This window comes from Phyllobacterium zundukense, assembly GCF_002764115.1.
In the GTDB taxonomy this organism is placed as follows: domain Bacteria; phylum Pseudomonadota; class Alphaproteobacteria; order Rhizobiales; family Rhizobiaceae; genus Phyllobacterium; species Phyllobacterium zundukense.
On the sequence record NZ_CP017941.1, the window covers coordinates 51821 to 73464 of the forward strand.

Here is a 21644-nt window from a genome sequence, read left to right on the forward strand (position 1 = left end):
GCTTCAGCCAAACACGTCGTGCGTGAAGGCGTCATACCAGCCTTCCGCCGCGCGCGCCGCCTGGCGGCGGATCTCGGCGCTTTCCTCGACCTTGCTGACGAAGCTCAGGACGCTCTTGAGCTTCCCTTCCACAGGCTTGAAGCTGATGGCGTTGCTGAACGCATCGTCGGGGGCGAGATAAGTGTAGCAAGTGTTGAATAAATGCGCCGGAAATTGTGCTGATCCGGTGAGATCGGCCGCGATGGCAAAGGCGCAGGCTTTGGCCTGGCTGTTGGCGCAGAAGGCGGATTTCGGCATATCTCCGCCGATGATCGCGTCGCCGACCAGATGGACGCCGGGCTGCAGCGCCGATTCGAAGGTGACCGGATCGACCGGACACCAGCCCGACTGGTTATCGAGGCCTGCCTGCTGCGCCAGGCGCCCGGCCATTTGCGCCGGGATGACATTGGCGACCGCGGCCTTGAATGTTTCGCCCGCGGTGATCACTGATCGGGTCTTCGCGTCGACCGCTTTGACCCCACCGGTGAATTGGGCCGGCAGCCACTCGATCATTCCCGGATAGTGGCGGTTCCAGGCGTCCTGGAACAGGTCCTGCGCAGTGAAGCTGTCCTTCGCATCGAGGATCAGAATCTTGGCCTTGGGTTTGCTGCGCTGGAAATAGGACGCGATGAGCGAAGCGCGCTCGTAGGGGGCGGGCGGACAGCGAAGCGGATTCGGCGGAACGACGAGCACGAAAAGCCCGCCGTCCTCCATGCTTTCCAGTTGCTGGCGCAACAGCCTGGTTTGCGGCCCTGCATTCCAGGCGTGCGGCATGATCTCCATCGCCACTTCATCATAGCCCTCAAGCGCCCGATCCCTGAATGCGATGCCCGGCGCAACAACCAGACGGTCGTAGCTAAGCTTCGAACCGTTGTTCAGCGCCACGGTCTTCGCCGCCGGGTCAATCGCTTCGGCGGACTCATGAACGACGGTGATGCCGTATTGTTTTGTCAGCGCATCATAACCATGGTTGAGCGATTCGAGCGAGCGAAGCCCGGCGAGATAAAGGTTGCTGAAGAAGCAGGTCGTGTAGATCCGCCGCGGCTCGACCAGGGTCACGTCGATGGCCGTGGCGCTGGCGGCGAGATATCTGGCGACCGTTGCGCCGCCGATGCCGCCGCCGATCACAACGACACGCGCCTTGGCCTGGCCCAGCGCCGCCGGCGGTCCGAGCGCTGTCAGCAACGCTGCTCCAGTCAAGCAGCCGAACTCGCGACGCGTCCAGGATTTCATGGCGAGTTACTTTCCCTGCGCTGCGACATAGCGCGCGACGCTCGCGATCTCCTCGTCGCTGAGCGAGAGCGCGATAGCGTGCATGATGTGATTTGGACTCTCGCTCGCCCGGTAGGCAAGCAGGGCACTCGTGAGCTTCTCCTCACCGAGCCCGATTATGGTGGGGATACCCGTGCCGGCGCCGTCGAGGCGATGGCAGGAAGCGCAGGTCGCGGCGAGCTGCGCCCCTCGGTCGATGTCTTGCGCGCTGCTACGATCCGCACCGAGACCGGCCAAGGTCGCGGTGATCGCCAGCGCAATAATCTGGCGCATCCGCTGCGCGCCAAGGAAACTGAGAGGTGTCCGTCGCACAGCCATGATCAAGTGACCGTGAGCTGGTGCGATAACGCATAGATGGCGCCGCCATCTTCTTCCCAGAGGAAATCGAGCCGGCCGCTCTCCGTCGCCCGCAGGGAGAATTCGATGAACGGATTGGCGGCAATTGCCTCGTGAAGATCGACGCTGAACACCACGGCATCGTTACAGCGGCAGACAAACTTGTTGATGATTTTGCGCGGAATCACATCGCCTTGATCATCGCGGCGCAGCCCTGTTTCCATCTCATGGCTGATGATGGTCTTGACCTGAAAAACGTCGCCCTTCGCCGCAGCGCTTGGTACGACCACGCGTGGTGTGGGGGTGATCACTGTCCGCCTCCCTCCCGGATGTCAGGCGCAGCCATTGGTGGCGACGTGGACCCAGGTCTTTGTCATGAGCAATGTGCCATCATTCATCTCGGCAACCGCCACGACGTATTGTGGTTTGGCAAGGCGGATGCGCGTCGACACGCGAGCTAGACTGCGTTGCGGAACGAAATGGAAACTGGCGACTTCGATAAGCGGGTTCTGCGGCGCGAACACACGGATTTGCCTCACATGGTCGGTCTCGGTCATGGGGCTGTCGATGTCAAGGCTCATGGGCACGGTGTATCCGGTTGGGAAGACCGCCGGCATTATTAGGTGAAGGCGATCCGACTCCGTGGCCGTCCGCCCGGTGAGCTGTTTGACGAGTTCCAGCGCTTCATCGCTCGGACGCGCGGCCTGCGGCGAAAGGAGCACGACACCGGCAAATCCTGCACTCCCCGCATAGCCGGCGGCGATCAATACATCGCGGCGCGTCAAGCTCATTGTTCCTGTCTCCCAAACCATGCCACCTTTTTGCCCCATTCCAACGACGCATCGGCGGCAGCAGGCGGCACATTCGGACACACCAGTGTGGCAGCTTCCTAGAAGGGAGGCTTCGGCGACAACGGCTGGGTGCAATCTCAAGGAAACGCCCAAGGCTCCAGATTGCCCTCGGAACCTCACACTAGCGCATTCGGTTCGCAACGAGATCAAGCTTACACAGCAGTGTTCGCGACGTAAAGCGTTCAAAGGATGAATTTTTTCCTGATGAGCAGCAAGGGCGAGTTTACCATTGTTGCTGGCGTCGATTCCCGCAGGTCCACGGGCTGCGAATGGGCCCGTCGCAGAGAGCGAGACCAGCTGCATTGGCGATTGCACGCGGTGGATTGCCCAACCGAAGGTAGCGCCATCGCCCACAATCACCTTGCCAAACGGGCGCCAATGGTATGGACCCCGCCCTCCCATTGAGGTGGAATCTTGACCATCAACGCGATGAAGGAGGATGCCATGCAAATTGTTCGGATAGGTCTGGATCTAGCGAAATATGTCTTTGAAGTTCACGGCGTAGACGTGCAAGGAAAGGTGATCATGCGAAAAACGCTGCGTTCTTCGCCAATCTGCCCGCGTGCCTAGCTAGGCGTCGACTCATAAACTCTGACACCAGATCCTTGCCGCGACGTGTTGACAGCAGCGAGATAGTTTTCTGGACGCTTGTCGTAGCGTGTAGCGATGCCTCGAAACTGTTTGATCTTGTTGAAGAATCTCTCCACGAGATTTCGTTGCCTATAAACCCAGCGCGAGAATGAGAAAGAGCCCTTGCGGTTTGCCTTCGGCGGGATGTTGGCCCAGGCTTTGCGCTCGGCCGCCTTGGGACATCGCATCACCGGACGGCAAACGGGCGTTGTCAACCGCCATCTGGGGATCGGCTGGGAGTTCGTTCACGTCTGCATTGATGACGCTTCGCGAGTCGCTTTTGTGCAGGTCATGTCAGATGAGCGCAAAGAGAGCGCCGTTGCCTTCCTGGAGGCCGCCGTCGCCTACTATGCGAGGCTGGGTATCTGTATCGAGCGCGTAATGACCGACAACGGGTCATGCTACCGGTCAAAGGCTTTCCGCACTGGCTTTAAGATCATGCTGATCGCACATGTCTAGCCTCCACGATATTTTGTACTGTAAACGTTCTATTCGCTCTTACAGTTCCCGGCTATCATATGCGACGTAATCAACCGATGCAGATCACCCGAACGTGCGCCAAATTTCCGGTATCGCCTTTTATTCGTTCTAGGGACGATTAGATCAGTCGTTAAGAAATCTGCGTGGTGCCCTGACCACGAAGGAGCCAATGCTCATCGCGCTTCAAAAAGTGAGTAAATCCTATCGGACAGCAGAAGGGCCGTTGGAGGTCCTGCGCGAGGTTGATCTCGGGCTGGAAGTCGGCCGAACCCTTGCTTTGACCGGAGAGTCAGGCAGCGGCAAAAGCACACTTTTGCACCTGGCGGCAGGGCTGGACCATCCGGACTCCGGCCGCATCGAAATCGCCGGTCAGGATATCTCGCAGCTGAACGACGTCGGCCGCGCCGCATTGCGGCGCGGCGTGGTCGGACTGGTGTTTCAACAATTCAACCTGATCCCTTCGCTTGATGTAGGAGCCAATCTTTCCTTCCATGCGCGCCTTGCGGGACGCTACGATTCGGCTTGGCAATCGGAATTGGTCGAGAAGCTTGGGCTTGAAGCCCTGTTGAAGCGCTACCCCGAACAGCTCTCCGTCGGCCAGCAGCAAAGGGTGGCGATCGGGCGGACGCTGGCTGCGCGTCCAAAGCTGGTGCTCGCCGACGAGCCGACGGGCAATCTGGACGAGGCGACCGGTGATGCGGTGCTGGCGCTGATGCTGGAACTGGTGGTGCAGACCGGGGCAGCTCTATTAATGGTGACGCATTCGACGCGGCTTGCCGAACGGCTCGATGCACGGGTGCACCTTCGGGCCGGGCGGATCGCCTGATGTTTTATGCGAGCATGTCCGCCTTGCTTTCCCATTGGCGCCGGCAGCCGATGCAACTGGCGATGCTGCTCATGGGTCTCTCACTGGCGACCGCCCTCTGGTCGGGTGTTCAGGCAATCAATGCTGAGGCGCGCGCCAGCTACAATCGTGCAGCGTCGATGCTGGGACAGGATCGCCTCGAACAATTGGTATCGGCAGACGGGACAACAATCCCGCAGCAGGTCTTTGTCGATCTCAGCCGGGCTGGCTGGCGGGTGTCTCCAGTCCTGGAGGGTCAGCTGCGTCTCGGCGCCGCGCGGCTGCACGTCCTCGGCATCGATCCTGTGAGCTTGCCGCGCGAAGCGCAGCAGGTGGATCTGGCGGGAGGCGATAGTCTTCTGCCGTTCATCACCCCACCGGGGCTGCTCTACGTTTCGCCAGCCACGGTAGAACAGCTGGCAGGTCAGCAAACGCCGCCATTGCGGATCGCAAAAGACCTGCTGCCGGGAATTGCAATCACCGATATCGGGATAGCCCAGTCAATGCTCGGAAAGCCCGGCCAGATCAGCCGCCTGATCGTCTCGCCGGATCAGCCTGTCGATCGTGCCACGCTTGCGACGACTGCGCCGCAACTGACGCTGAAGAAACCGGACTCCCAGGGCGATTTGGCGAGACTGACCGACAGCTTCCACTTGAACCTGACTGCGTTCGGCTTTCTGGCCTTCGCGGTCGGGTTGTTCATCGTCTATTCCGCAATCGGGCTAGCCTTCGAACAGCGCCGCTCAACCTTCCGGACGCTGCGTTCGCTCGGTGTGTCGGCGCGATCGCTGACGGGTCTTTTGCTGACGGAACTGATCATGCTGGCGCTGGCGGCAGGCGTCGCCGGGGTGGCGCTCGGCTATCTCGTCGCATCGCTTCTTCTGCCGGGAGTCGCCGCAACCCTGCAAAGTCTCTATGGCGCCAGTATTCCGGGGGCGCTGACGTTGCGCCCGACATGGTGGGCGACGGGACTGGGCATTGCGGTTTTCGGAACACTTTTGTCGGCCGCGCAAAGTCTCTGGCGCATTTGGCGCATGCCTCTGCTGGCACCGGCCCAACCGCGTGCATGGGCGCGGGCGTCGGAACGTGCGTTTCGCATCCAGGCGATAGCCGCGGTTGCGCTTTTTGCTTTGACGCTTGCGCTCGCTCGTTGGGGTACGGGGCTGATCGCCGGGTTTTCCATCCTCGGCGGCCTGCTTCTGGGAGCGGCGCTAATGTTGCCGGTCCTCCTCGCGCTGTTCCTGCTCGTCATGCAGCGCTGGTCGGCGAGACCCGTGACGGCGTGGTTCTGGGCGGACACACGCCAGCAATTGCCCGGCCTTTCGCTGGCGCTGATGGCACTCTTGCTGGCATTTTCCGCAAATGTCGGCGTGGGAACGATGGTGTCAAGCTTCCGCTTGACGTTTACCGGCTGGCTCGATCAGCGACTGGCTGCCGAACTCTACGTCACGGCACGAACCGAGACTGAGGCTACCGCCCTTCGCGAATGGCTCACACCTCGGGTAGACGCCATCCTCCCGGTCTGGAATGTCGAAGGCGACGTCCAAGGACAGCCAGTGCAGATCTTCGGCGTAGCGGATGATGCGACCTATCGCGACAACTGGCCCCTGTTGCAGGCGGCGTCCGACGTTTGGGATCGTGTGGCCCGCGGCAAGGCCGCTTTGGTCAATGAGCAGCTGTCGCGCCGCCATCATCTGAACATCGGCGATCCTCTCATCCTGCCCGGCGGCTGGACGACAGTGATCGCGGGAGTTTATTCGGACTATGGCAATCCGACGGACAGGTCATCGTCGGCATAGTTGCCTTGACATCGCACTATCCGGGCGTCTCCCGGCTTCGCTACGGTCTGCGCTTGGCCCACGCAAAGGTCGCCGGAGTGGGCAGCGAGCTGCGCAAGCAGTTCGATCTTCCTGAGCAGAACGTGGTTGATCAGGCGAGTCTCAAACGCCGGTCGATTCAAATTTTCGAACAGACCTTTGCTGTGACGGCGGCGCTGAATGTGCTGACCCTTGCGGTTGCGGGCCTGGCGATGTTTGCAAGCCTGATGACCCTGTCGGGGATGCGGCTGCCGCAGTTGGCACCAGCTTGGGCAATGGGATTGACGCGGCGGCAATTGGTCCTTCTTGAATTGGCACGAGCCATGGTGCTCGTCGTCATTACCCTGCTTGCTGCGCTACCGGTCGGCATCGGGCTTGCCTGGGTACTGCTCGCGATCGTCAATGTCGAGGCATTCGGATGGCGACTGCCGATGCATCTGTTCCCGGCCGACTGGCTGCGGCTTGGGGCGATCGCGCTTGCCGCCGCGCTGCTGTCGGCGCTGATCCCCCTGAGGCGTCTCGCGCGGGTCACGCCCACCGATCTTCTGAAGGTCTTCGCCAATGAACGCTAGATCTGTGCTGTCGACATTCTCTGCCGTGATTATGCTCTGCAACGCTTTCGGCGGCACGGCTAGTGCCCAGGGCTTTGCCGGCCTTGGTACGACCGCGGAGGGATTTGCGGTTCCTCAGCCCGGGATCGCGTTGAACTTTTCGGTCGATCATGGGTCGCATCCGAATTATCGGATCGAGTGGTGGTATCTGACGGCAAACCTGAAATCCGCCGACGGCACGGAGTATGGCGTACAATGGACGCTCTTTCGCTCAGCACTTGCACCGGGCGAGAAGACCGGCTGGTCGAGCCCGCAGGTCTGGATGGGCCACGCGGCGATGACGACGCAAAGGCAGCAGTATGTTGCCGAGCGCCTTGCCCGTGGTGGAGTCGGCCAGGCCGGCGTGACCGCCTCGCCCTTTGCGGCCTGGATCGACGATTGGCAGATGCAAAGCTTGGTGGGCGGCAGCCAACAAGACGGGCTGTCGGATATCGAAATCAAGGCCGCTGGTGCGAAGTTTCGCTACGATCTACGGCTTCACGCAACCGGTCCTCTCGTTCTGCAGGGCCAGAACGGCTACTCCGTGAAATCCGCAAAAGGGCAGGCAAGCTATTATTACTCGCAGCCTTTCTACTCCGTCGAGGGCAAGCTTGTTCTGCCGGAAGGCGAGGTTGCCGTCACAGGGCAAGCGTGGCTAGACCGGGAATGGTCGTCACAGCCATTGGCAGCAGATCAGACCGGATGGGACTGGTTCTCTTTGCATCTCGACAGCGGTGAAAAGCTGATGGGCTTTCGCCTGCGGGATGGCGGTAGCGGATTTACATCCACAACATGGATTTCCGCAGAAGGAAAGCCGACGCCGCTACCTCCAGGGACACTGAAGCTGACGCCGCTCGACACCGCGCGTGTGGCCGGTCGCGATATCCCGGTTGCATGGCGCATCGAATTGCCGTCTCGCAATCTCAATATTACCACGACCGCGCTCAACCGCGAGGCGTGGATGGCGACGCGGACGCCCTATTGGGAAGGTCCAATAAGCTTCAAAGGCTCCCATACAGGGCGGGGATACCTCGAAATGACCGGTTACTGATTGTATTCAGCCGCAACGACTTTGCCGTAAGATATTGTTCGAAAGACCGGGCGTCATCCAACCGTTTCCTCCATGGCGGATGAAACTGCACCCTGATTCCTGCCGTGGATCTGACGGACGGCGCAGATGAGGTGTGGGATGTCGGTTTGAAGCACGGCAACATCAAACTGCTAGGAGGGATGGCGTTTTTCATACCAATGATTTCAGCAATCCTTCTGATTGTTGCAGGGGCATATTGGATTGGCGTATTGCAACAGCTGCCGTTCTAATCACCGGCGGTGCACTCGTTGGTGCGAAGAATGAAATCGCGGCTCTTGTGCGAAGCCTCAGACGGGTTCCTGCAGCTGCTTTTCCACTGCAACCATAACATCTGCCGTATCAAGGGGGAAAACAGTTCCTGCATATGCAATGATCCAGCGAACTCTTCCTCAGTACGTCAGCACTGGAGGCCGTCGTCCCATTTTACAATTGCGGCACGGGGTTCACTTCCATAAGTTAAAATTGATCGCAACACGCACCGGTGGCAAGCGCGAATGATCAGGTTTCAGATCCCGATAGGGATCACCGACCTATATCTATACGGGCCATGATCCCGGCGTTTGCTGCCGGAATTTCTCTGCTCTGATGCTCTGCATACGCGGCTATCCGGATCAGTCTCTTGCGCGCGGCCGAGAGGCGATGGCTCTGGCTGAGCGAGAGTCTCATTCCGTTACCTTGGCCACGGTCCAGGCGAACTTGGCAATTGTCCATCTTACGCGGCGGGAACCTGAGGTAGGTCGTGAGTGGGCCGAAAAGCAGCGTGATGAATCAATTAGGTTTGGTTTGCCACAGGACGCTTTTACTTCGGTTGGGCACTCGGGCAGTTGGGACATATGGACGAAGGCATCAAGAACATGCGCGAGGGCGTCGCGGGAATTGCCGCGACCGGAGCGGACATGGGCATGAATTTCTATCTTGCCGCACTGACATTGCTGAGAGCGGTCATGAACCTCGCGCGCCTCCACCTCGGGCGTTACGAAGAGGGCAGAGCCTGCTTGCGCCCGTCTACGCCTGGTTTACCGAAGGCTTTGATACCCCGACCTCATCGAGGCCAAACAGTTGATCGATCGCCTCGGTTACGTCGGTCGTGGTTCATAACGGGCAAGCTCAGTGTATTCGCGGCACGGATCATAGTGGCAATGGAGGCCGGAAGGGAGTATTTTATGGATTGGTATCCGACCCACTCGATATCTGATCGGCTTGGCCGCAAATGCATTGTTTGGCAGAAGCACGGGTATCGACGCGCTATTGTTTGAACAGCGGATGGGGAACTGAATGTCCTTTCTTGTTGGCGCGGGGACCGAAGCATTCGCAACCGTCTCGTCGAGTCCGATATCCAGGTCGACACACGTCGACCAGGAGGGGGCCTGCCATGATCCGTTCATTATTCACCGTTTTTGCAGCCGTGCTATGTTTGTTCAACATCGCCTTGGCGGAGCCTGGCCTGATTGAGCCGAACGCCGGAAACTGGAAGACCTGGGTGATTTCATCGGGTAAGGATTTTCGGGTCCCTCCGCCCCCCGATGCCGCCGCTGCGGCAGCGGAACTGGCGCAGGTCCGGGATCTCTTGGCCAAGAAGGATGCGAAGTCGGCCGAGAGGATCATCTTCTGGGATGCCGGTTCGCCCGGTTATCGATGGATCGACCTCGTTAACAGCCGCTACCTGACGGGCCAGACGCTGCCACCCTATCCGCACCGCATCTACACCTATATGACGATGGCGATCTATGACGCGACCATCGCCGCGTGGGAGTCGAAGGCCTTTTACAGTCGTCCGCGACCCACCGAAATGGATCCAACGCTTAAGGCCGTCCTACCCACGCCGCGAAGCCCCTCCTATCCCTCCGAGCATGCTGCAGCAGCCGGTGCCGCCGCTGCGGTGCTTTCCTATTTCTTCCCGGACGAGGCTTCGTCGTTCCAGTCCATGGCCGAGGAAGCCGCGGGCTCGCGTGTGATGGCCGGTCTCCAGTTTCCGAGCGACGCATCCGCCGGTCTGGCGTTGGGAAAGCGCGTGGCTGACCAGGTGATTGCAAAAGCAAAAACCGACGGCTCCGACGCAGTCTGGACCGGCACGGTTCCAACCGGGCCTTGCAAGTGGATCGGCGAAAAACCCGGCAATGTGACCATGCCAGGTTGGAAGCCGATCCTGTTGGCCTCTGCCGATGAATTCAGGCCGCCGGCCCCTCCCGACTGCCACTCGGCAACGGTGAAGGCGGAAGCCGATGCGGTTCAACAGTTTGAGCGAAAATTCCTGAGCAACTACAAAGCATTCTACTGGCAGAGCCCAGCAGGGTTGATGACCAGCTGGTATGACTATGCCAGCAAGTGGATGTTTGAAGACAAGACGGATTACGATCCTCCGCGCGCCGCACGCGCTTATGCGATGCTGGCATCGGTTTATCATGACGCGTTCATCGCAAGCAACGATGGCAAATACGCATACTGGTATCTGCGGCCGCACCAGCTTGACCCGAACATTACCCCGCTGTTCCCAGCGCCGAACTTTCCCAGCTATCCCTCGAACCACTCCACGCTCTCGACCGCGCGATGCGAAGTTCTGGCCTCTCTGTTCCCGAACCACGCCGAGTTCATCCGCGCGATTGGCAAAGAGGCAGGCGACTCCCGCATCTGGGCCGGAATCCACTACGAAATGGACAACCAGACTGGTGTGGTACTCGGCAAGGCAGTCGCGGGGAAATTCATCGAGCGCGCAAAGACCGACGGAGCAGACTAGCTGGGTTGCAGCCGAATGGCCCCTGGTTCCAAGGATCTGTTGCACCGTTTTGGTTACTGGCAGCATGGCAAGGAAACCGTCGAATATTTTCAGAGGGTTTCGATGTTCAAGGGCCGCCAGTTCGACCAATCTGTGATCCTGCTCTGCGTACGCTGGTATCTTGCCTACAATCTGAGCCTGCGCGATCTTGAGGAAATGATGGCCGAACGCGGCATTCTGGTCGATCACACGACCATCCACCGCTGGGCCGTTCGTTATTCGCCCTTGTTGCTGGAGCGCTTCAACCGGCGCAAACGTTGCGTCACCGGCAAATGGTACTTCGGCCTGCCCGCCATGCGTGCTCCCGACACGCCAATCCCGGTAGACGGATCGTACTCAATTCATCCATCTCAGGAAATGCGGATTGGCGCGTCGCGCCTATTCATGCCTGATAACAATCGCATCGAACAGGATCATCGGCGCATCAAGCGCCGTGTGCGGACAATGCTCGGCTTCAAATCGGAGACGACCGCCCGTATCATCCTCTCCGGCATCGAAATGGTCCACATGATGCGCAAACGACAGGCGAGGTACGCCTTCAATCCGAATCCATCCTTGGCTGAGCAGTTCGCGATCCTCACTGCATAGCTGTTATCGTATCAGCCTTCGTCAACCCAACTCAGCCGTTGCAACAGAACCCGGCATTCTCGCATCGTCTGAATCCGTCGATTAGGGTCGCGGAGCGCCGCGGCGGCTAATCGAGAGTTCGGCTTCGAAAGCTAGCGATAGCTGGGTTCAGTTCGGTGTATTCCAGTGATCGACCCCGCCGAATTGCACGCCAGACTACGCTATGGTGCTCCAGCTACCTAAATGAACTTTACGGCCTGCTTCGACCGCGCTCTAATCCACAGACGGCGTTGGATACATGGCGGAAGAACCGGACGGAGGCCAAAAGCGGCGCGAAATCAGGTGGTAGTGAACACCGCCAAATCTACGCTATCGCCGCCGATGATATCGGTCACTCCCACTCGTTTGTTTAAGCAGCATATAACGCATTGAAATCACTGGCAAATTTATTCTGACCGCGCGCAAACTCCGACACCGAGGCCGTCAAAAAGTTACGCTGTTGATTTTAAAGGGAAAATCGTCACAAAATTTATTTTGTGGTTTCGCTAACTATCGGGACCAGTCGGACGATTTTTTGCCGTCAGATCATTCGGCGGTGCACCTGCCTCTGCCTCGAAAAGTACCGTCACTTCGATCATATCACGCTTAGAATACCGATGCCATCGTCTCGGCACCGCCTTGATAGTTGCGCATAGACTGCCGTAGTGGCGCGTAGAGTTCTATGCTCAACCTTGAAATCTATCCGTCGATCCAGGGACCGCCTGCCGCCCAACGCGCATTGAAAGGCGCAGCCTCATTCGTTGCAATCGTCGGCGGCATAACGAGTTCGGCGATGCGCGCCTGAATTTCCGGAAGCGGTTCAGGTGCGAGGGCGATCTCGGTTCGCCTCAGAAACGCCGCCCACTGGACTTGCTTCGCTTGTGCAAAATCTGCCGTCAGCGCCAACGGCGTCTCGATGGGAAGCGGCGTTTCACGACGCTCGAAGGTCGTTCGAATCGCTCGCGCCAGAACCTCCCCTTCAAAGGCGAAGGCGCCCGCGATGGCCCACAGATCGAAAAAATCCTTCATGCGCGAATTGAGCATGTCCAGCGCCACCATGGCCTGGAACTTCTCCGCCACAACAGTTTCGGGTGGATAGGCTCTGAGGTGCGGCGCTGGCTGTCCCAGAAGTGCAGGATATTCGATGTCGACCGGCTCCGGTGTGATCACATCGCCGTATCCAATGTCAACATGCATGGGCAGGTGCGCGCCAGCGAGTTCGGCCACGAAGTCCAACCGCACGCCAGCGTATTCGTCTTGCTCGCGTGCCGGGGCGGCACGCAGCGTCTCCGGCCGGAAGATTACCCCATCATCTTCAACCTGTGTGGCAAGGATTTCAACAAATATGGCGGCGATTGCAGCAGGAGCGTTCTCCCCAAAAACCGAGAAGATCTAGGTCACCGGTGGCACGGTAGGGCACAGGCGCCCACAGGCTGAACAGCATCGCACCCTTGAGGACGAAGCGATCCCGGTACGGCGAAACACTCAGACGATAGAGCACACGCTCGATGGCATAACGCGTCATAAGCAGCTGGGCGTTCTCACGACGTTCGCGAGCACGCTGAGTCAGCCGATCACGTACAGAGACGCCGATATTTTTCGGCACCTTCATGAAACCATGGCCTCGATGTAGGGACGCATTACGGTCTGGACGCGATCGATCTCAGCGTAACGCCAAAGCTCGTTTAGCCCGGCCCGCCCCTTTCGCGATTTGATGAGGTCCCGCAGTGCTTCGATCGCAACATCGAGGCCGATTTTGTTGCGGTGCTTGAAGCAGTCGGCGACGGTCTTCGCTGGCGACGTGATTGGCACAGGCACGCCGTCGATCTGATGGGTCTCTATGCCGGCCCTCAGCGCCTCACCGCTGGCGCGGACGATCTTCAGCGAGACCGATGGATTGGTCGGCGCCCAGTCCTTTGGCCCGAGCAGCATCCACACGGCATGCGGCGTCTGGGTCGTGAGATTGTGGAATTGCAGCGCCGACAGCAGGCCGATGACCCCTTTTGGCTGTATGCGTGCGGCTTCAGCCAGGCTGGTGGCACTGGCGACCTCAGCGCTCGCCAGTTTGTAGAGGCCACGACCGACCTGCTGGAGAACTCCCTCGTCGCGCAGCCTTTGCAGATAAACACGCGGCACGCCGGCGGCATCGAAATCGCGACCCCGCGCGATTCCTTGTCGACGTGCAACCTCCAGGGCGCGATCTCGGTGGGTTTGGGCAATCATAATGGACGTTATAAACCCTCGGTCTTAATTTGCAATATACAAGGATTCATAACAGAAGCGACCGGATAGACGGAGGCAAGAATCATCGCGTTCAAGGAGACTATCGTACACGTTGGAGAAGATCAGGCGCCCCTCGTTGAACAGACCAACGAGATCGTGCGGCGCATCAACAAGCAGATAGGTCGCGATGTGTAGCAACTCGGCGTCAAACCCTTCGTCGTCAGGCTTGGAAACCTGCCATCCGGCTCCCTCATCGGTCGGCGAACCAAGATCGGCGAGTCTGACATGCTGCTTCCTGCTTGTTGTTGGTGTGCCGAATGGCCAACCTCATCTACTAAATTCGCAACTTTCGCCGCTAAATGACGCCAACGTGATCATAGTAACTTCGGCATCAGCTTCTCTTGTTCCCACGCGAGCAGGTATTCCAGCTGTCGGCCAAGCCATTTCTCAGAAAGAGCTTCCCTGCCCCATTCCACCGTTCTGCTGGCGTATTCGCCCATCAGCCAGAAATGCCGTATCGGCACAAAAAAATGGGCCGCCTCGAAGTCGATAGGGTTTAGTCGCCGGACGGACCGATACCCTTCGACGAAGGCATGCCACAGCGAATAACCGTCCCGTTGAAGGGACGTTGACCAAAGAAATACGGCAAGATCATAGGCAAGGTAGCCTGGCCCGCCATCATCGAAGTCAAAGAAGATCGCTTCCCATTTGAAATGACCATCCGTTGCAATCCGGGCATTGCCTCCATGACAATCGCCGTGGCATCGGACCTGTGTCAGCCCTTCGATGGCAGTGACTGCCGATGATAGCCGCACCGCTAGGTCCGACAATGATTTCTGCGAATCTGCCGCCAATATCCCCAAGGCCGACACCGACGCGAGCGGGCGGTGCAGCAAATGGTTCAGGTCAAGTTCGTATCGACCAGAATTCCATCGCGGAAACCTGCCTGAAGCCGCGTGGATGCGGGCCATGGTCACACCTTGCGCTTTGGCGTCGTCCGCCGAATGATAACCCGGCTCTTCGCCTTCGGCATAACGGAACAGAACGGCGGAGCGTGTATCTTCTCAGGATCCAACGCGAGAGGACGGCCACCCTTTCGGCCACGCGCTTCGCAGCGGCCAGGCCGGCCACGACGCGTTCCCTGGTCAATGCGCGTTCATACTGCGCAAGAGCACCAAAGATCGAAAAGAGAAGTTCGCCGTGCGGTGTTGTGTGTAGATGTCAGAGATAATTGGCGGCCTTTTCTTCGAGATAATTGTCAGTTTCCGGGCCCAATGACGAGGCAGTCCTGCGCTGCATCAACAACCTCGCAGGAAACCTCTCGACCCGGTTGAGCGCCATTATTCTTTTCATCTGCGCGAAGAGCCGTTCCATGAGCCTGAAGTTGCCGCACTTGATGCGGATCACCGCGGCTAGTGCCTCGACGCCTTCAAGACGGTCTCCGGCCGAGTTGAGCAATGACATTAATCATCGTCATCTTCATCGTCATAGCGATCCCGGTGGCGGCTCCGCTTGCGTTCGCGTTCGCGTTCGCGATCACCGCTTCAATCTTCAATATATACCCGACGCTTAACGTAGCGCTCGCAGTAGCCGTCGTCGCAATAAGTTTCGACAATCCGCTCGCGCACCACGCCGTTGTTGGATGAGCTATTCGAGCTCGTATTCGACGATTGATTCCCCGCCTGGGCCGAGCTGGTAACCAGGGCCGCAACAGCAAACAGGACAAACTCGATACGCATGGCTCTCTCCTTCGCTAGCTAGCACATTAAGCCATCGAGCCTGAACCGTCGATGAACAGCGGCGCGCGCCGGGACGATCCGTTAGAAACAGACGCAATCCGCCATGTCCGAAGAGTTGGGCAAAGGACCGCTAACCACCCTTCTGCGACCTTGCGCCGCTCGCCTTTTTTGCCTTCGCCCAGGCAGAATCGTTCAACTTGGGAACTCGGCCTAGTCGGCCCGAAGCTGCGATTTTGGCCAAACCGCAGAACCAACTTCATGAACTGTTGGCCCGGGGGTGAAAAGAGCCGTGCAATCGCGTGGTTCTATGACAGCAAAGGCTGGCTGGCTCAATACCGTTGAAAGTCAAATGTTGCTGCCAGCAGCGATGCCTTTGCCCCCAAGGCCGGTGTTTCAGCGTTTCGCACGCGCAAACTTGCGGTACCAGCCCGTGCCGGCGATGGTGTTTCGGTAGACCCTTTCTCGTTCGCTTGCCTCTTCTTCCGTCTCCGCCCGCATCTCGCTGTCAATCGCTGCGTCAGCGCGGCGGAACGGGAAAACCTGCACCAGCGGCGTGCCCTTCTCGATGATGTGCACGCCGTCGGGACCAGTCGGAAAGAACGGGAAATGGATGTGCGCCGAATAGGTGTCGGTATCGACGATACCGGCGACCACCTCAAACACGCCGTTCGGCCGGTTAAGCGGCGGCACGAACAGGCAACTCCATCCCGGATCCGTGCGGATCGCCCAATAGTTGTGGAGCTTGCATGGCGGCCGCGGCATACTTGGATGACCGGTTATCTGGTGCGGGCTGTGATTACTGACCATGGTCCTGTCGAATTCCCAGCCGGAGTCGACGGTCTTGCCTTCATCCTTGATTTCGAGGCGCACCTCCGCTGCCAGCGGCAGAATCCAGCCGGTGGAAAGAGCGTCGAGAAAAGGCATGCAGCGCTTGATCGTAATGCCGTTGTCGCGCGCCCCGACATGCTCCAGATCGATGGGCGCGATCTTGCGGAACCACTCCGGCAGCACGGTCTTGGCCGGACGTGGTTCGGCGATGACGCCGAGATCCGACGGCTGGCAAAGAAAGCTGATTTTGGGCGAAGGCTTGTTGAAGCGCGTCAGCATGGCTGTTACCTGCGGTTGAGCGGTGCTGAGGCACGATTGCCGCCCGGAACGGTTCGGTCCAGGCCAATCACGCGGTCGCTGCCGCTTCGTTCATCCATTCAAAGCGAGGGCCGGGCGGACCCGACCCTCCATAAAAAAGAGCCCGATTAGCGCCAGCGCCAGCGACCTCGATCCGAATCCGAGCCGTTGGAATTCGAATTCGACGAACTGTTGGAGTTCGAGTTCGATGAGCTGTTGGAGTTCGAGTTCGACGAACTGTTGGAGTTCGAATTGGACGAACTGTTGGAGTTCGAATTGGACGAGCTGTTCGAACTTGAGTTCGACGAGCTGTTGCCGGCGAACTGCTGCAACTTCTCTTCTGGGGCTTGCGCCATTCCAGGCAGCGCTGGCGCCGCAGTCTCCTGCGTGCGGAGGATACTTTTGATGCCGCCGGTCTCAATCTTCTCAGGCGCCGCGGCGGCCTGCACACCGCCAGTTACGGCGACACCTGTTGCGGCCGTGATTGCAACGGCGAGCATCGGACCAATTCTGTGAATCATTTTCATGACATTATCTCCGTTCTATCATCGCCGCTTGGGTGCGACGTGACCTGGTCGTTTCCTTACGACCACTGAGAATAACGTGAAAATAGTGAAATAGTCAGAACTAAAGTGAATTCTTTCCAATTTTTAACCTTGCTATATCCGTGCTCTTACCTTCTATCGATTTTGTAACTGGTGGAACAATATTTTGTTATTGGAGAACAATACATGGCTTGCATTGTTTTTTGCTTTTTCAGGCCGCCATTCCAAGCCAATCGACTGTGCTCCAAATGCTCTAGTGGTGAGAATCTAACGCTTGGTACCCTAAGCGGAATACCGGTTCCGACCCCAAGCGGAAGTTCGCTCGCCCTCGGTTGAACTCACACCCATGACCCATTTCGGGCCTTCATGCCGGGACGTGACCGATTGCTGCGGATCTCTGTGTCGATCCGGCGATGCAGCCGAGACTTAGCCGTCGCCATAGAGTTTCGGCCGGAATTACCGTATCGTCAGTTGGAAGGTCGCGTGACGCGTTCCTGCACGCTGGAGGCGCAAGGACAATGGGGGGGCTTGACGACGACCGCTTGGCGCTGGACCTCCTCATTCGGGGTTTCCAAATATCGCGAGTGATCCGGCTCGTGGCCGACTTGGGCATCGCCGACAGGATATTGCCGGAAGCGGTCTCCAATGTCGCGGAGCTCGCATCAGCGAGCGGTGTCCTGCCGGAGCAACTGCTGCGGGCGATGCGCGTTCTCGCTGCTTTCGGAATCTTTCGCATTGGTAGTGACGGCACGGTCACCCATACGCCGCGATCCCTACTGCTGCGCTCTGACGCGCCGAACAGCCTGCACTACGGCGCGCGCTTCTGGACGGGCGCCGGATCCTGGCGCGCTTGGGAGTCCCTCGACGCCGCGCTCCACGGCAAGGTTCCGCACGAAGTGGCGTGGGGGACGAGTCGTTTCGACTACCTCCGCAACACTCCCGACGAGGCCCGCGTCTTCGACGCGTTCATGGCCAACTTTCCGGATAACCGCCACAGTGCCGTCGCAGCCGCCTATGACTTCTCGAAGGCCCATCTGATTGTCGATATCGGGGGCGGCAATGGCGAGGCTTTGCGTCGCATACTAGCTCTCTACCCTGCAGCGCGCGGCATCATCTTTGACAGGACGGACGTGGTCGCGGCCATTCCGCCTGACGAGCTCGCCGATGGTCGCATAACCACCCAGGGCGGCAGCTTTTTCGATAGCGTGCCGACCGATGCTGATCTCTACCTGCTTGTTCGCGTGCTGCACGATTGGGCGGATGAGGACGCATCGCGGATTCTCCGATTGTGTCTGGCAGCCATGCGGACTGGCGCCCGTTTGCTCGTGGTCGAAGGGCTCATCGATCCTGACCCGTCGCGCGGGCCAGCAACGGAATACATGATCGACATGCAGATGATGGCCATGTTCGGCAACGCGCGCGAGCGAACCGAGGCCGAGTTTCGCGAATTGCTGTCCGGTGCGGGCTTCGACCTCACACGCGTGATCGCGACGGCTTCCCCCGTCGCCATTCTGGAGGCGGTCCCCCGCTTGGAACCGCAGAACGGCTAGCAACCAACTCTCGTCCCGCCATTCGCCCCACCAAACGCCGATCCGGGTTGTGATGCGACCTCCACGGTCAAGGGCCGGGAATGGCGCTCCTTGCTCGTTCGGGTGGACAAAACAAACAGCCGCTTTCCACCCTTAGCGGCAGCTAGTTTAGGGTACCTAACGTTAGATTTTCACCACTAGCGTGTGCAATCAGATTTCCGTGCCGTGCAACAAATTTATTCAAGCCGAGATCACGTAGCCGAAGCCGCGTACGGTCTTGATAAGCGGCGGCTCACCCTCGCAATCGATCTTGCGGCGGAGATAGCGTATGTAAACATCGACCACCTTCGTTTCCGGATCGAAGCTCAGGTCCCAAACATTATTTAGCAACCGGGTTCGGCTGATTACGGCATCGGGATGGGACATCAGATAGGCGAGAAGCCTGAATTCCTTGGCCGTCAGTCCGATCTCGCGCTCGCCCCGCCGAACCTTCTTGGCGATCGGGTCGAGGGTCAAGTCGCCGACCTTTAGCACCGGATCCGACATAGCGCCGGGGCCGCGACGAAGCAGGGCTTCGATGCGCGCAATCAATTCGTCGAAGGCGAAGGGTTTGGTGAGGTAGTCGTCGGCGCCGCCTTTCAGCCCGTCGACCTTGTCCTGCAGGCTGCTTTTTGCCGTCAGCATCAGGACGAGATTCTCGTGCCGCTCGCGCTGCAAGATCCGGCACACTTCGAGACCGTCGATTCCGGGAAGCAGGCGGTCGAGAATGATCAGCGCATATGGGGTCTCCCGCACCATCGCCAGAGCATCTTCGCCATTGTTTGCCAGGTCAACCAGGTAGCCCTCAGCCTCGAGCCCTCGCTTGACAAAGCCAACGATGCGATCGTCATCCTCCACCAGTAGAATTCTTGCCATGCCACACCACCTCCACCCCGGATTCCTGTCGCGGGAGCCTGCGAACTTCCAGCGTACGGTTCCCAGCGTCCCATAAACGGTCGTACCTCGGGAAACGGATGAGGTCCCAGCTTATTCCGTGCCGGTTTTCACGCGAGGCGTTTTTTTTTCGAACGACCGGGCGTCGCCTTGGCTCACACCCGAAGCCGCGCTTGCGTCCGTGTATGGAATGTGGATCACGACCTCGGTAAAAGACCCGGCCTCGCTCGTGAGCGCGATCTCCCCCTGGTGCTTCTCGATGAGCCATTTCGCGATCGCCAGTCCAAGGCCACTGCCGGGCTGGCGCGACGCCTTTGGGCTTCGGCTGCGGTAAAATCGCTCGAACACTTTGGGTATTTCCTCGGCTGGGATACCTAAACCCTTGTCACGTATCACGATCTCGGCACGTCCGTCCGCAACGGTCATGGTCAAGTTCACCGATCCATTGCGCGGGGAATATTTGATGGCGTTGTCCAGAACGATGACGAGAGCCTGCTTGAGCCGCTGTGCGTCGGCAGTGATCCAGACCGGATCGGTCCTATAGTTCGATTTGACCGTAATATCTTTGGTGCGCGCCAGGATTTCACCCTCGTGGACCGCATCGGCGACAACGGTCACGAGGTCCGTTCGGCGGGGCTCGAAGCGGATTGTATCGGTTTCCGAACGGGACAAGAAAACCAGATCGTCGACGAGGCGGCCCATCTCCAGGCTCTGCGTGACGATCCGTTCGAGCGCATCGCGGTAGATCGCCTCGGGCTTTGAACCGTGCCGCAGCGGGATCTCCGCCTCGCCGCGAAGAGCCGTCAGTGGCGTGCGGAGTTCGTGGCTGATGTCGGCGAGGAACTGGACACGCAGCCGGTCAAGGTCGGTCAACCGCTGGTTCGCCGCGGCGAGTTCGGCTGTGCGCGCCGTGACTTGCCGCTCAAGATCCGTTCGTGCGTCGAGCAGCCGTTGGCGCTGGTCCTCCTGATTGGCTGCCATCGCGTTGAAGCTCCGCGCGAGCGCGCCGAGTTCGTCCCGGCTGTCGTAGCCGATCCGATGGTCCAGTTCACCCCGGCCGATCGCTTCGGCGCCTTGGGTCAGAAGTCCGATCGGGCGCATCAATGATCGGGCGAGAAGGAAAGCAGCGACAAAGCAGAGGACCACGGAAGCGAACGCAAGCGCCGCGGTCATCCAGGTGAGGCGTTGCCACAATGCTTCCGCCTGCAGCTCCGTCCGCGCGACCTCTTCCGCTTCATCGCGCCTCGCGGCCTCCAGAATGTTTTCGAACTCGGCGTCGAAGCGATTCTCGATATCCCGACGAAAAACCCTGATCGCATCCTCCTGGCGTCCCTGACTGCGCAAATCGATTGCTTCAGAAGTGGCCTTGGTGATTTCTCCGTAAAGCTCGCGCATCCGCGTGACACGAAAGATTTCGTCCCCATCGTCCTCTTGTTGACTGCTGCCCACCAGGAACTCGGCCTCGCCCCTGGTCAACTTCTCGAGCTCATCGAATCCTGCCTCCAGTTCGGCGCGGGCGCTATCGTAGTCAGGACGCTCGGGTTCGCCAATCAACAGGAACTCGGCGATCTGTTCGGAATATCGATTGGCATTCACGGTTAGCGCCGTGACAGCTTCCAGTTGGTTGTTGGCCCATTGAACACGCTGCATATAATAGGTTGTCGCGCGGATGGTGATGTAGACGACAGCGGCCATCATCAAGATTGACCCGATGACGATCAACTGAAACAGAAGAATGCGAAACCTGATACCCATCGGTGTCCATCTGTGTTGAGAACCCGATACTGCGCGGGTCCACGAAATACAGCACCCCATGCGTCCGTGGCCGAAGGAGCCATAATGCGAACGCCGGTCGGCGGAAACTTTGCACAGCGCTGTTGTAGCACGGACCACACACTAGGGGACCGGCGATTAAGGATACGGGAGATTCAGGTTAGAAATTGGAGAGAATTGCAATTATGTGATTTGCGGCGATGCTCTGAGGTTGCTAGGGCTAGGTCCAGCCGCCGGCCTTCTGCTTGTTCAGGGGGTCGTCGTGACCTTGAACATCACGAAGGTCGTCGGTTCCGCGTCGTTCTTGCCTGCGGTAATAAAGATAGCCCATTGTACGTTATTGACGCCGGCTTGCGGAGAGAGCGCGCAATTTTTTTCAGGTCGGCTTGGTTGTCAGGATCGCCGAAGTTTCACGTCATCAAGGTGCAGACCCCATGAAAACGGGTTGT

The 21644-nt window shown here is 59.0% G+C and carries 20 protein-coding genes and 7 pseudogenes; 12 read left to right on the top strand and 15 right to left on the bottom strand.

Annotation, left to right across the window (positions count from 1 at the left end; genetic code table 11):
- Positions 1-3 precede the first annotated feature (3 nt).
- Genes BLM14_RS20010 through BLM14_RS20025 form a run of 4 tightly spaced genes read right to left on the bottom strand, consistent with a single transcriptional unit; the run spans position 4 to position 2438 of the window.
- Complete coding sequence (locus BLM14_RS20010) at positions 4-1272, bottom strand: NAD(P)/FAD-dependent oxidoreductase (RefSeq protein WP_100001631.1); 1269 nt, start codon at positions 1270-1272, stop codon at positions 4-6.
- 6 nt (positions 1273-1278) lie between these two features.
- The gene (locus BLM14_RS20015) at positions 1279-1629 is read right to left on the bottom strand and encodes a c-type cytochrome (protein WP_100001633.1); all 351 of its coding nucleotides are present in this window, start codon (positions 1627-1629) and stop codon (positions 1279-1281) included.
- Positions 1630-1631: 2 nt separating this feature from the next.
- Complete coding sequence (soxZ, locus tag BLM14_RS20020; RefSeq protein ID WP_100001635.1) at positions 1632-1958, bottom strand: thiosulfate oxidation carrier complex protein SoxZ; 327 nt, start codon at positions 1956-1958, stop codon at positions 1632-1634.
- A gap of 21 nt (positions 1959-1979) precedes the next feature.
- Positions 1980-2438: a thiosulfate oxidation carrier protein SoxY gene (locus BLM14_RS20025; protein WP_100001637.1), complete on the bottom strand. Its 459-nt coding sequence runs from the start codon at positions 2436-2438 to the stop codon at positions 1980-1982.
- 504 nt (positions 2439-2942) lie between these two features.
- Between BLM14_RS20025 and BLM14_RS20030 the strand changes: the two are divergent.
- A pseudogene (locus BLM14_RS20030) lies at positions 2943-3047 on the top strand (IS110 family transposase); the annotation flags it as partial.
- Between the two features lie 33 nt (positions 3048-3080).
- On the opposite strand, the pseudogene BLM14_RS20035 reads toward BLM14_RS20030, so the two are convergent.
- A pseudogene (locus tag BLM14_RS20035) lies at positions 3081-3301 on the bottom strand (IS5/IS1182 family transposase); the annotation flags it as partial.
- Position 3302: 1 nt separating this feature from the next.
- Here BLM14_RS20035 and BLM14_RS20040 point away from each other — a divergent pair.
- The 8 genes and pseudogenes from BLM14_RS20040 to BLM14_RS32715 all read left to right on the top strand — a co-directional run.
- Positions 3303-3584 (top strand): annotated as a pseudogene (locus BLM14_RS20040) (DDE-type integrase/transposase/recombinase); the annotation flags it as partial.
- Positions 3585-3777: 193 nt separating this feature from the next.
- Entirely contained in the window at positions 3778-4434 is a 657-nt protein-coding gene (locus BLM14_RS20045; RefSeq protein WP_100001639.1) for an ABC transporter ATP-binding protein, read from the top strand.
- Positions 4434-6841, top strand: a pseudogene (locus BLM14_RS20050) (FtsX-like permease family protein). Before BLM14_RS20045 ends, BLM14_RS20050 begins: the two are co-directional and overlap by 1 nt.
- A complete protein-coding gene (locus tag BLM14_RS20055; protein WP_100001641.1) occupies positions 6831-7910 on the top strand; it encodes a lipocalin-like domain-containing protein in 1080 nt (359 codons plus the stop codon). The pseudogene BLM14_RS20050 and the gene BLM14_RS20055 overlap by 11 nt, the downstream one beginning before the upstream one ends.
- Before the next feature lie 104 nt (positions 7911-8014).
- Positions 8015-8179 (top strand): hypothetical protein, encoded by a 165-nt coding sequence (locus BLM14_RS31145; protein WP_157929559.1) that lies wholly within the window; start codon positions 8015-8017, stop codon positions 8177-8179.
- 1142 nt (positions 8180-9321) lie between these two features.
- A complete protein-coding gene (locus BLM14_RS20065) occupies positions 9322-10683 on the top strand; it encodes a phosphatase PAP2 family protein (protein WP_237143598.1) in 1362 nt (453 codons plus the stop codon).
- Between the two features lie 102 nt (positions 10684-10785).
- Positions 10786-10957 (top strand): annotated as a pseudogene (locus BLM14_RS32710) (IS6 family transposase); the annotation flags it as partial.
- Between the two features lie 209 nt (positions 10958-11166).
- Positions 11167-11310, top strand: coding sequence for a hypothetical protein (locus tag BLM14_RS32715; protein WP_418314258.1), 144 nt, complete (start codon positions 11167-11169; stop codon positions 11308-11310).
- A gap of 717 nt (positions 11311-12027) precedes the next feature.
- On the opposite strand, the gene BLM14_RS20075 is transcribed toward BLM14_RS32715, so the two are convergent.
- From BLM14_RS20075 to BLM14_RS20080, 3 genes are read right to left on the bottom strand one after another with little or no spacing between them, the layout of a single operon-like run.
- On the bottom strand, positions 12028-12720 hold the full coding sequence (locus BLM14_RS20075; RefSeq protein WP_335672086.1) for a nucleotidyl transferase AbiEii/AbiGii toxin family protein: 693 nt from the start codon (positions 12718-12720) through the stop codon (positions 12028-12030).
- Entirely contained in the window at positions 12665-12940 is a 276-nt protein-coding gene (locus BLM14_RS32380) for a nucleotidyl transferase AbiEii/AbiGii toxin family protein (protein WP_250645694.1), read from the bottom strand. Before BLM14_RS32380 ends, BLM14_RS20075 begins: the two co-directional genes overlap by 56 nt.
- Positions 12937-13551 (bottom strand): type IV toxin-antitoxin system AbiEi family antitoxin domain-containing protein, encoded by a 615-nt coding sequence (locus BLM14_RS20080; RefSeq protein ID WP_100001645.1) that lies wholly within the window; start codon positions 13549-13551, stop codon positions 12937-12939. Before BLM14_RS20080 ends, BLM14_RS32380 begins: the two co-directional genes overlap by 4 nt.
- Before the next feature lie 75 nt (positions 13552-13626).
- Here BLM14_RS20080 and BLM14_RS20085 point away from each other — a divergent pair.
- Positions 13627-13743, top strand: a pseudogene (locus tag BLM14_RS20085) (tryptophan--tRNA ligase); the annotation flags it as partial.
- A 182-nt stretch (positions 13744-13925) separates the two neighbouring features.
- On the opposite strand, the gene BLM14_RS20090 reads toward BLM14_RS20085, so the two are convergent.
- From BLM14_RS20090 to BLM14_RS20110, 5 genes and pseudogenes are all read right to left on the bottom strand, one after another.
- On the bottom strand, positions 13926-14594 hold the full coding sequence (locus BLM14_RS20090; protein WP_100001647.1) for a phosphotransferase enzyme family protein: 669 nt from the start codon (positions 14592-14594) through the stop codon (positions 13926-13928).
- Positions 14525-14760 (bottom strand): annotated as a pseudogene (locus tag BLM14_RS32720) (recombinase family protein); the annotation flags it as partial. The gene BLM14_RS20090 and the pseudogene BLM14_RS32720, both read right to left, overlap by 70 nt.
- Before the next feature lie 12 nt (positions 14761-14772).
- The gene (locus tag BLM14_RS20100) at positions 14773-15015 is read right to left on the bottom strand and encodes a hypothetical protein (RefSeq protein ID WP_237143600.1); all 243 of its coding nucleotides are present in this window, start codon (positions 15013-15015) and stop codon (positions 14773-14775) included.
- 80 nt (positions 15016-15095) lie between these two features.
- Positions 15096-15290: a hypothetical protein gene (locus tag BLM14_RS20105; protein WP_100001649.1), complete on the bottom strand. Its 195-nt coding sequence runs from the start codon at positions 15288-15290 to the stop codon at positions 15096-15098.
- A 393-nt stretch (positions 15291-15683) separates the two neighbouring features.
- Positions 15684-16397 carry a DUF6065 family protein gene (locus BLM14_RS20110; RefSeq protein ID WP_100001651.1) on the bottom strand — a complete coding sequence of 238 codons (714 nt, stop codon included), beginning with the start codon at positions 16395-16397 and terminating at the stop codon, positions 15684-15686.
- A gap of 186 nt (positions 16398-16583) precedes the next feature.
- On the opposite strand from BLM14_RS20110, the gene BLM14_RS31150 reads away from it, so the two are divergent.
- On the top strand, positions 16584-16931 hold the full coding sequence (locus tag BLM14_RS31150) for a hypothetical protein (protein WP_157929560.1): 348 nt from the start codon (positions 16584-16586) through the stop codon (positions 16929-16931).
- A gap of 442 nt (positions 16932-17373) precedes the next feature.
- Positions 17374-18510: a methyltransferase gene (locus BLM14_RS20120; protein ID WP_237143601.1), complete on the top strand. Its 1137-nt coding sequence runs from the start codon at positions 17374-17376 to the stop codon at positions 18508-18510.
- A 219-nt stretch (positions 18511-18729) separates the two neighbouring features.
- Here BLM14_RS20120 and BLM14_RS20125 read toward each other — a convergent pair whose 3' ends face one another.
- The gene (locus BLM14_RS20125) at positions 18730-19404 is read right to left on the bottom strand and encodes a response regulator transcription factor (RefSeq protein WP_100001655.1); all 675 of its coding nucleotides are present in this window, start codon (positions 19402-19404) and stop codon (positions 18730-18732) included.
- Between the two features lie 111 nt (positions 19405-19515).
- Complete coding sequence (locus tag BLM14_RS20130) at positions 19516-21177, bottom strand: sensor histidine kinase (RefSeq protein ID WP_100001657.1); 1662 nt, start codon at positions 21175-21177, stop codon at positions 19516-19518.
- Positions 21178-21644: the final 467 nt, after the last annotated feature.

Coding starts and splice junctions, on each gene's coding strand:
- BLM14_RS20010 (WP_100001631.1), bottom strand. CDS start 1,272: ATGAAATCCTGGACGCGTCGCGAGTTCGGCTGCTTGACTGGAGCAGCG.
- BLM14_RS20015 (WP_100001633.1), bottom strand. CDS start 1,629: ATGGCTGTGCGACGGACACCTCTCAGTTTCCTTGGCGCGCAGCGGATG.
- BLM14_RS20025 (WP_100001637.1), bottom strand. CDS start 2,438: ATGAGCTTGACGCGCCGCGATGTATTGATCGCCGCCGGCTATGCGGGG.
- BLM14_RS20045 (WP_100001639.1), top strand. CDS start 3,778: ATGCTCATCGCGCTTCAAAAAGTGAGTAAATCCTATCGGACAGCAGAA.
- BLM14_RS20055 (WP_100001641.1), top strand. CDS start 6,831: ATGAACGCTAGATCTGTGCTGTCGACATTCTCTGCCGTGATTATGCTC.
- BLM14_RS20065 (WP_237143598.1), top strand. CDS start 9,322: ATGATCCGTTCATTATTCACCGTTTTTGCAGCCGTGCTATGTTTGTTC.
- BLM14_RS32715 (WP_418314258.1), top strand. CDS start 11,167: ATGCTCGGCTTCAAATCGGAGACGACCGCCCGTATCATCCTCTCCGGC.
- BLM14_RS32380 (WP_250645694.1), bottom strand. CDS start 12,940: ATGAAGGTGCCGAAAAATATCGGCGTCTCTGTACGTGATCGGCTGACT.
- BLM14_RS20080 (WP_100001645.1), bottom strand. CDS start 13,551: ATGATTGCCCAAACCCACCGAGATCGCGCCCTGGAGGTTGCACGTCGA.
- BLM14_RS20100 (WP_237143600.1), bottom strand. CDS start 15,015: ATGTCATTGCTCAACTCGGCCGGAGACCGTCTTGAAGGCGTCGAGGCA.
- BLM14_RS20105 (WP_100001649.1), bottom strand. CDS start 15,290: ATGCGTATCGAGTTTGTCCTGTTTGCTGTTGCGGCCCTGGTTACCAGC.
- BLM14_RS20110 (WP_100001651.1), bottom strand. CDS start 16,397: ATGCTGACGCGCTTCAACAAGCCTTCGCCCAAAATCAGCTTTCTTTGC.
- BLM14_RS20120 (WP_237143601.1), top strand. CDS start 17,374: ATGCAGCCGAGACTTAGCCGTCGCCATAGAGTTTCGGCCGGAATTACC.
- BLM14_RS20125 (WP_100001655.1), bottom strand. CDS start 19,404: ATGGCAAGAATTCTACTGGTGGAGGATGACGATCGCATCGTTGGCTTT.
- BLM14_RS20130 (WP_100001657.1), bottom strand. CDS start 21,177: ATGGGTATCAGGTTTCGCATTCTTCTGTTTCAGTTGATCGTCATCGGG.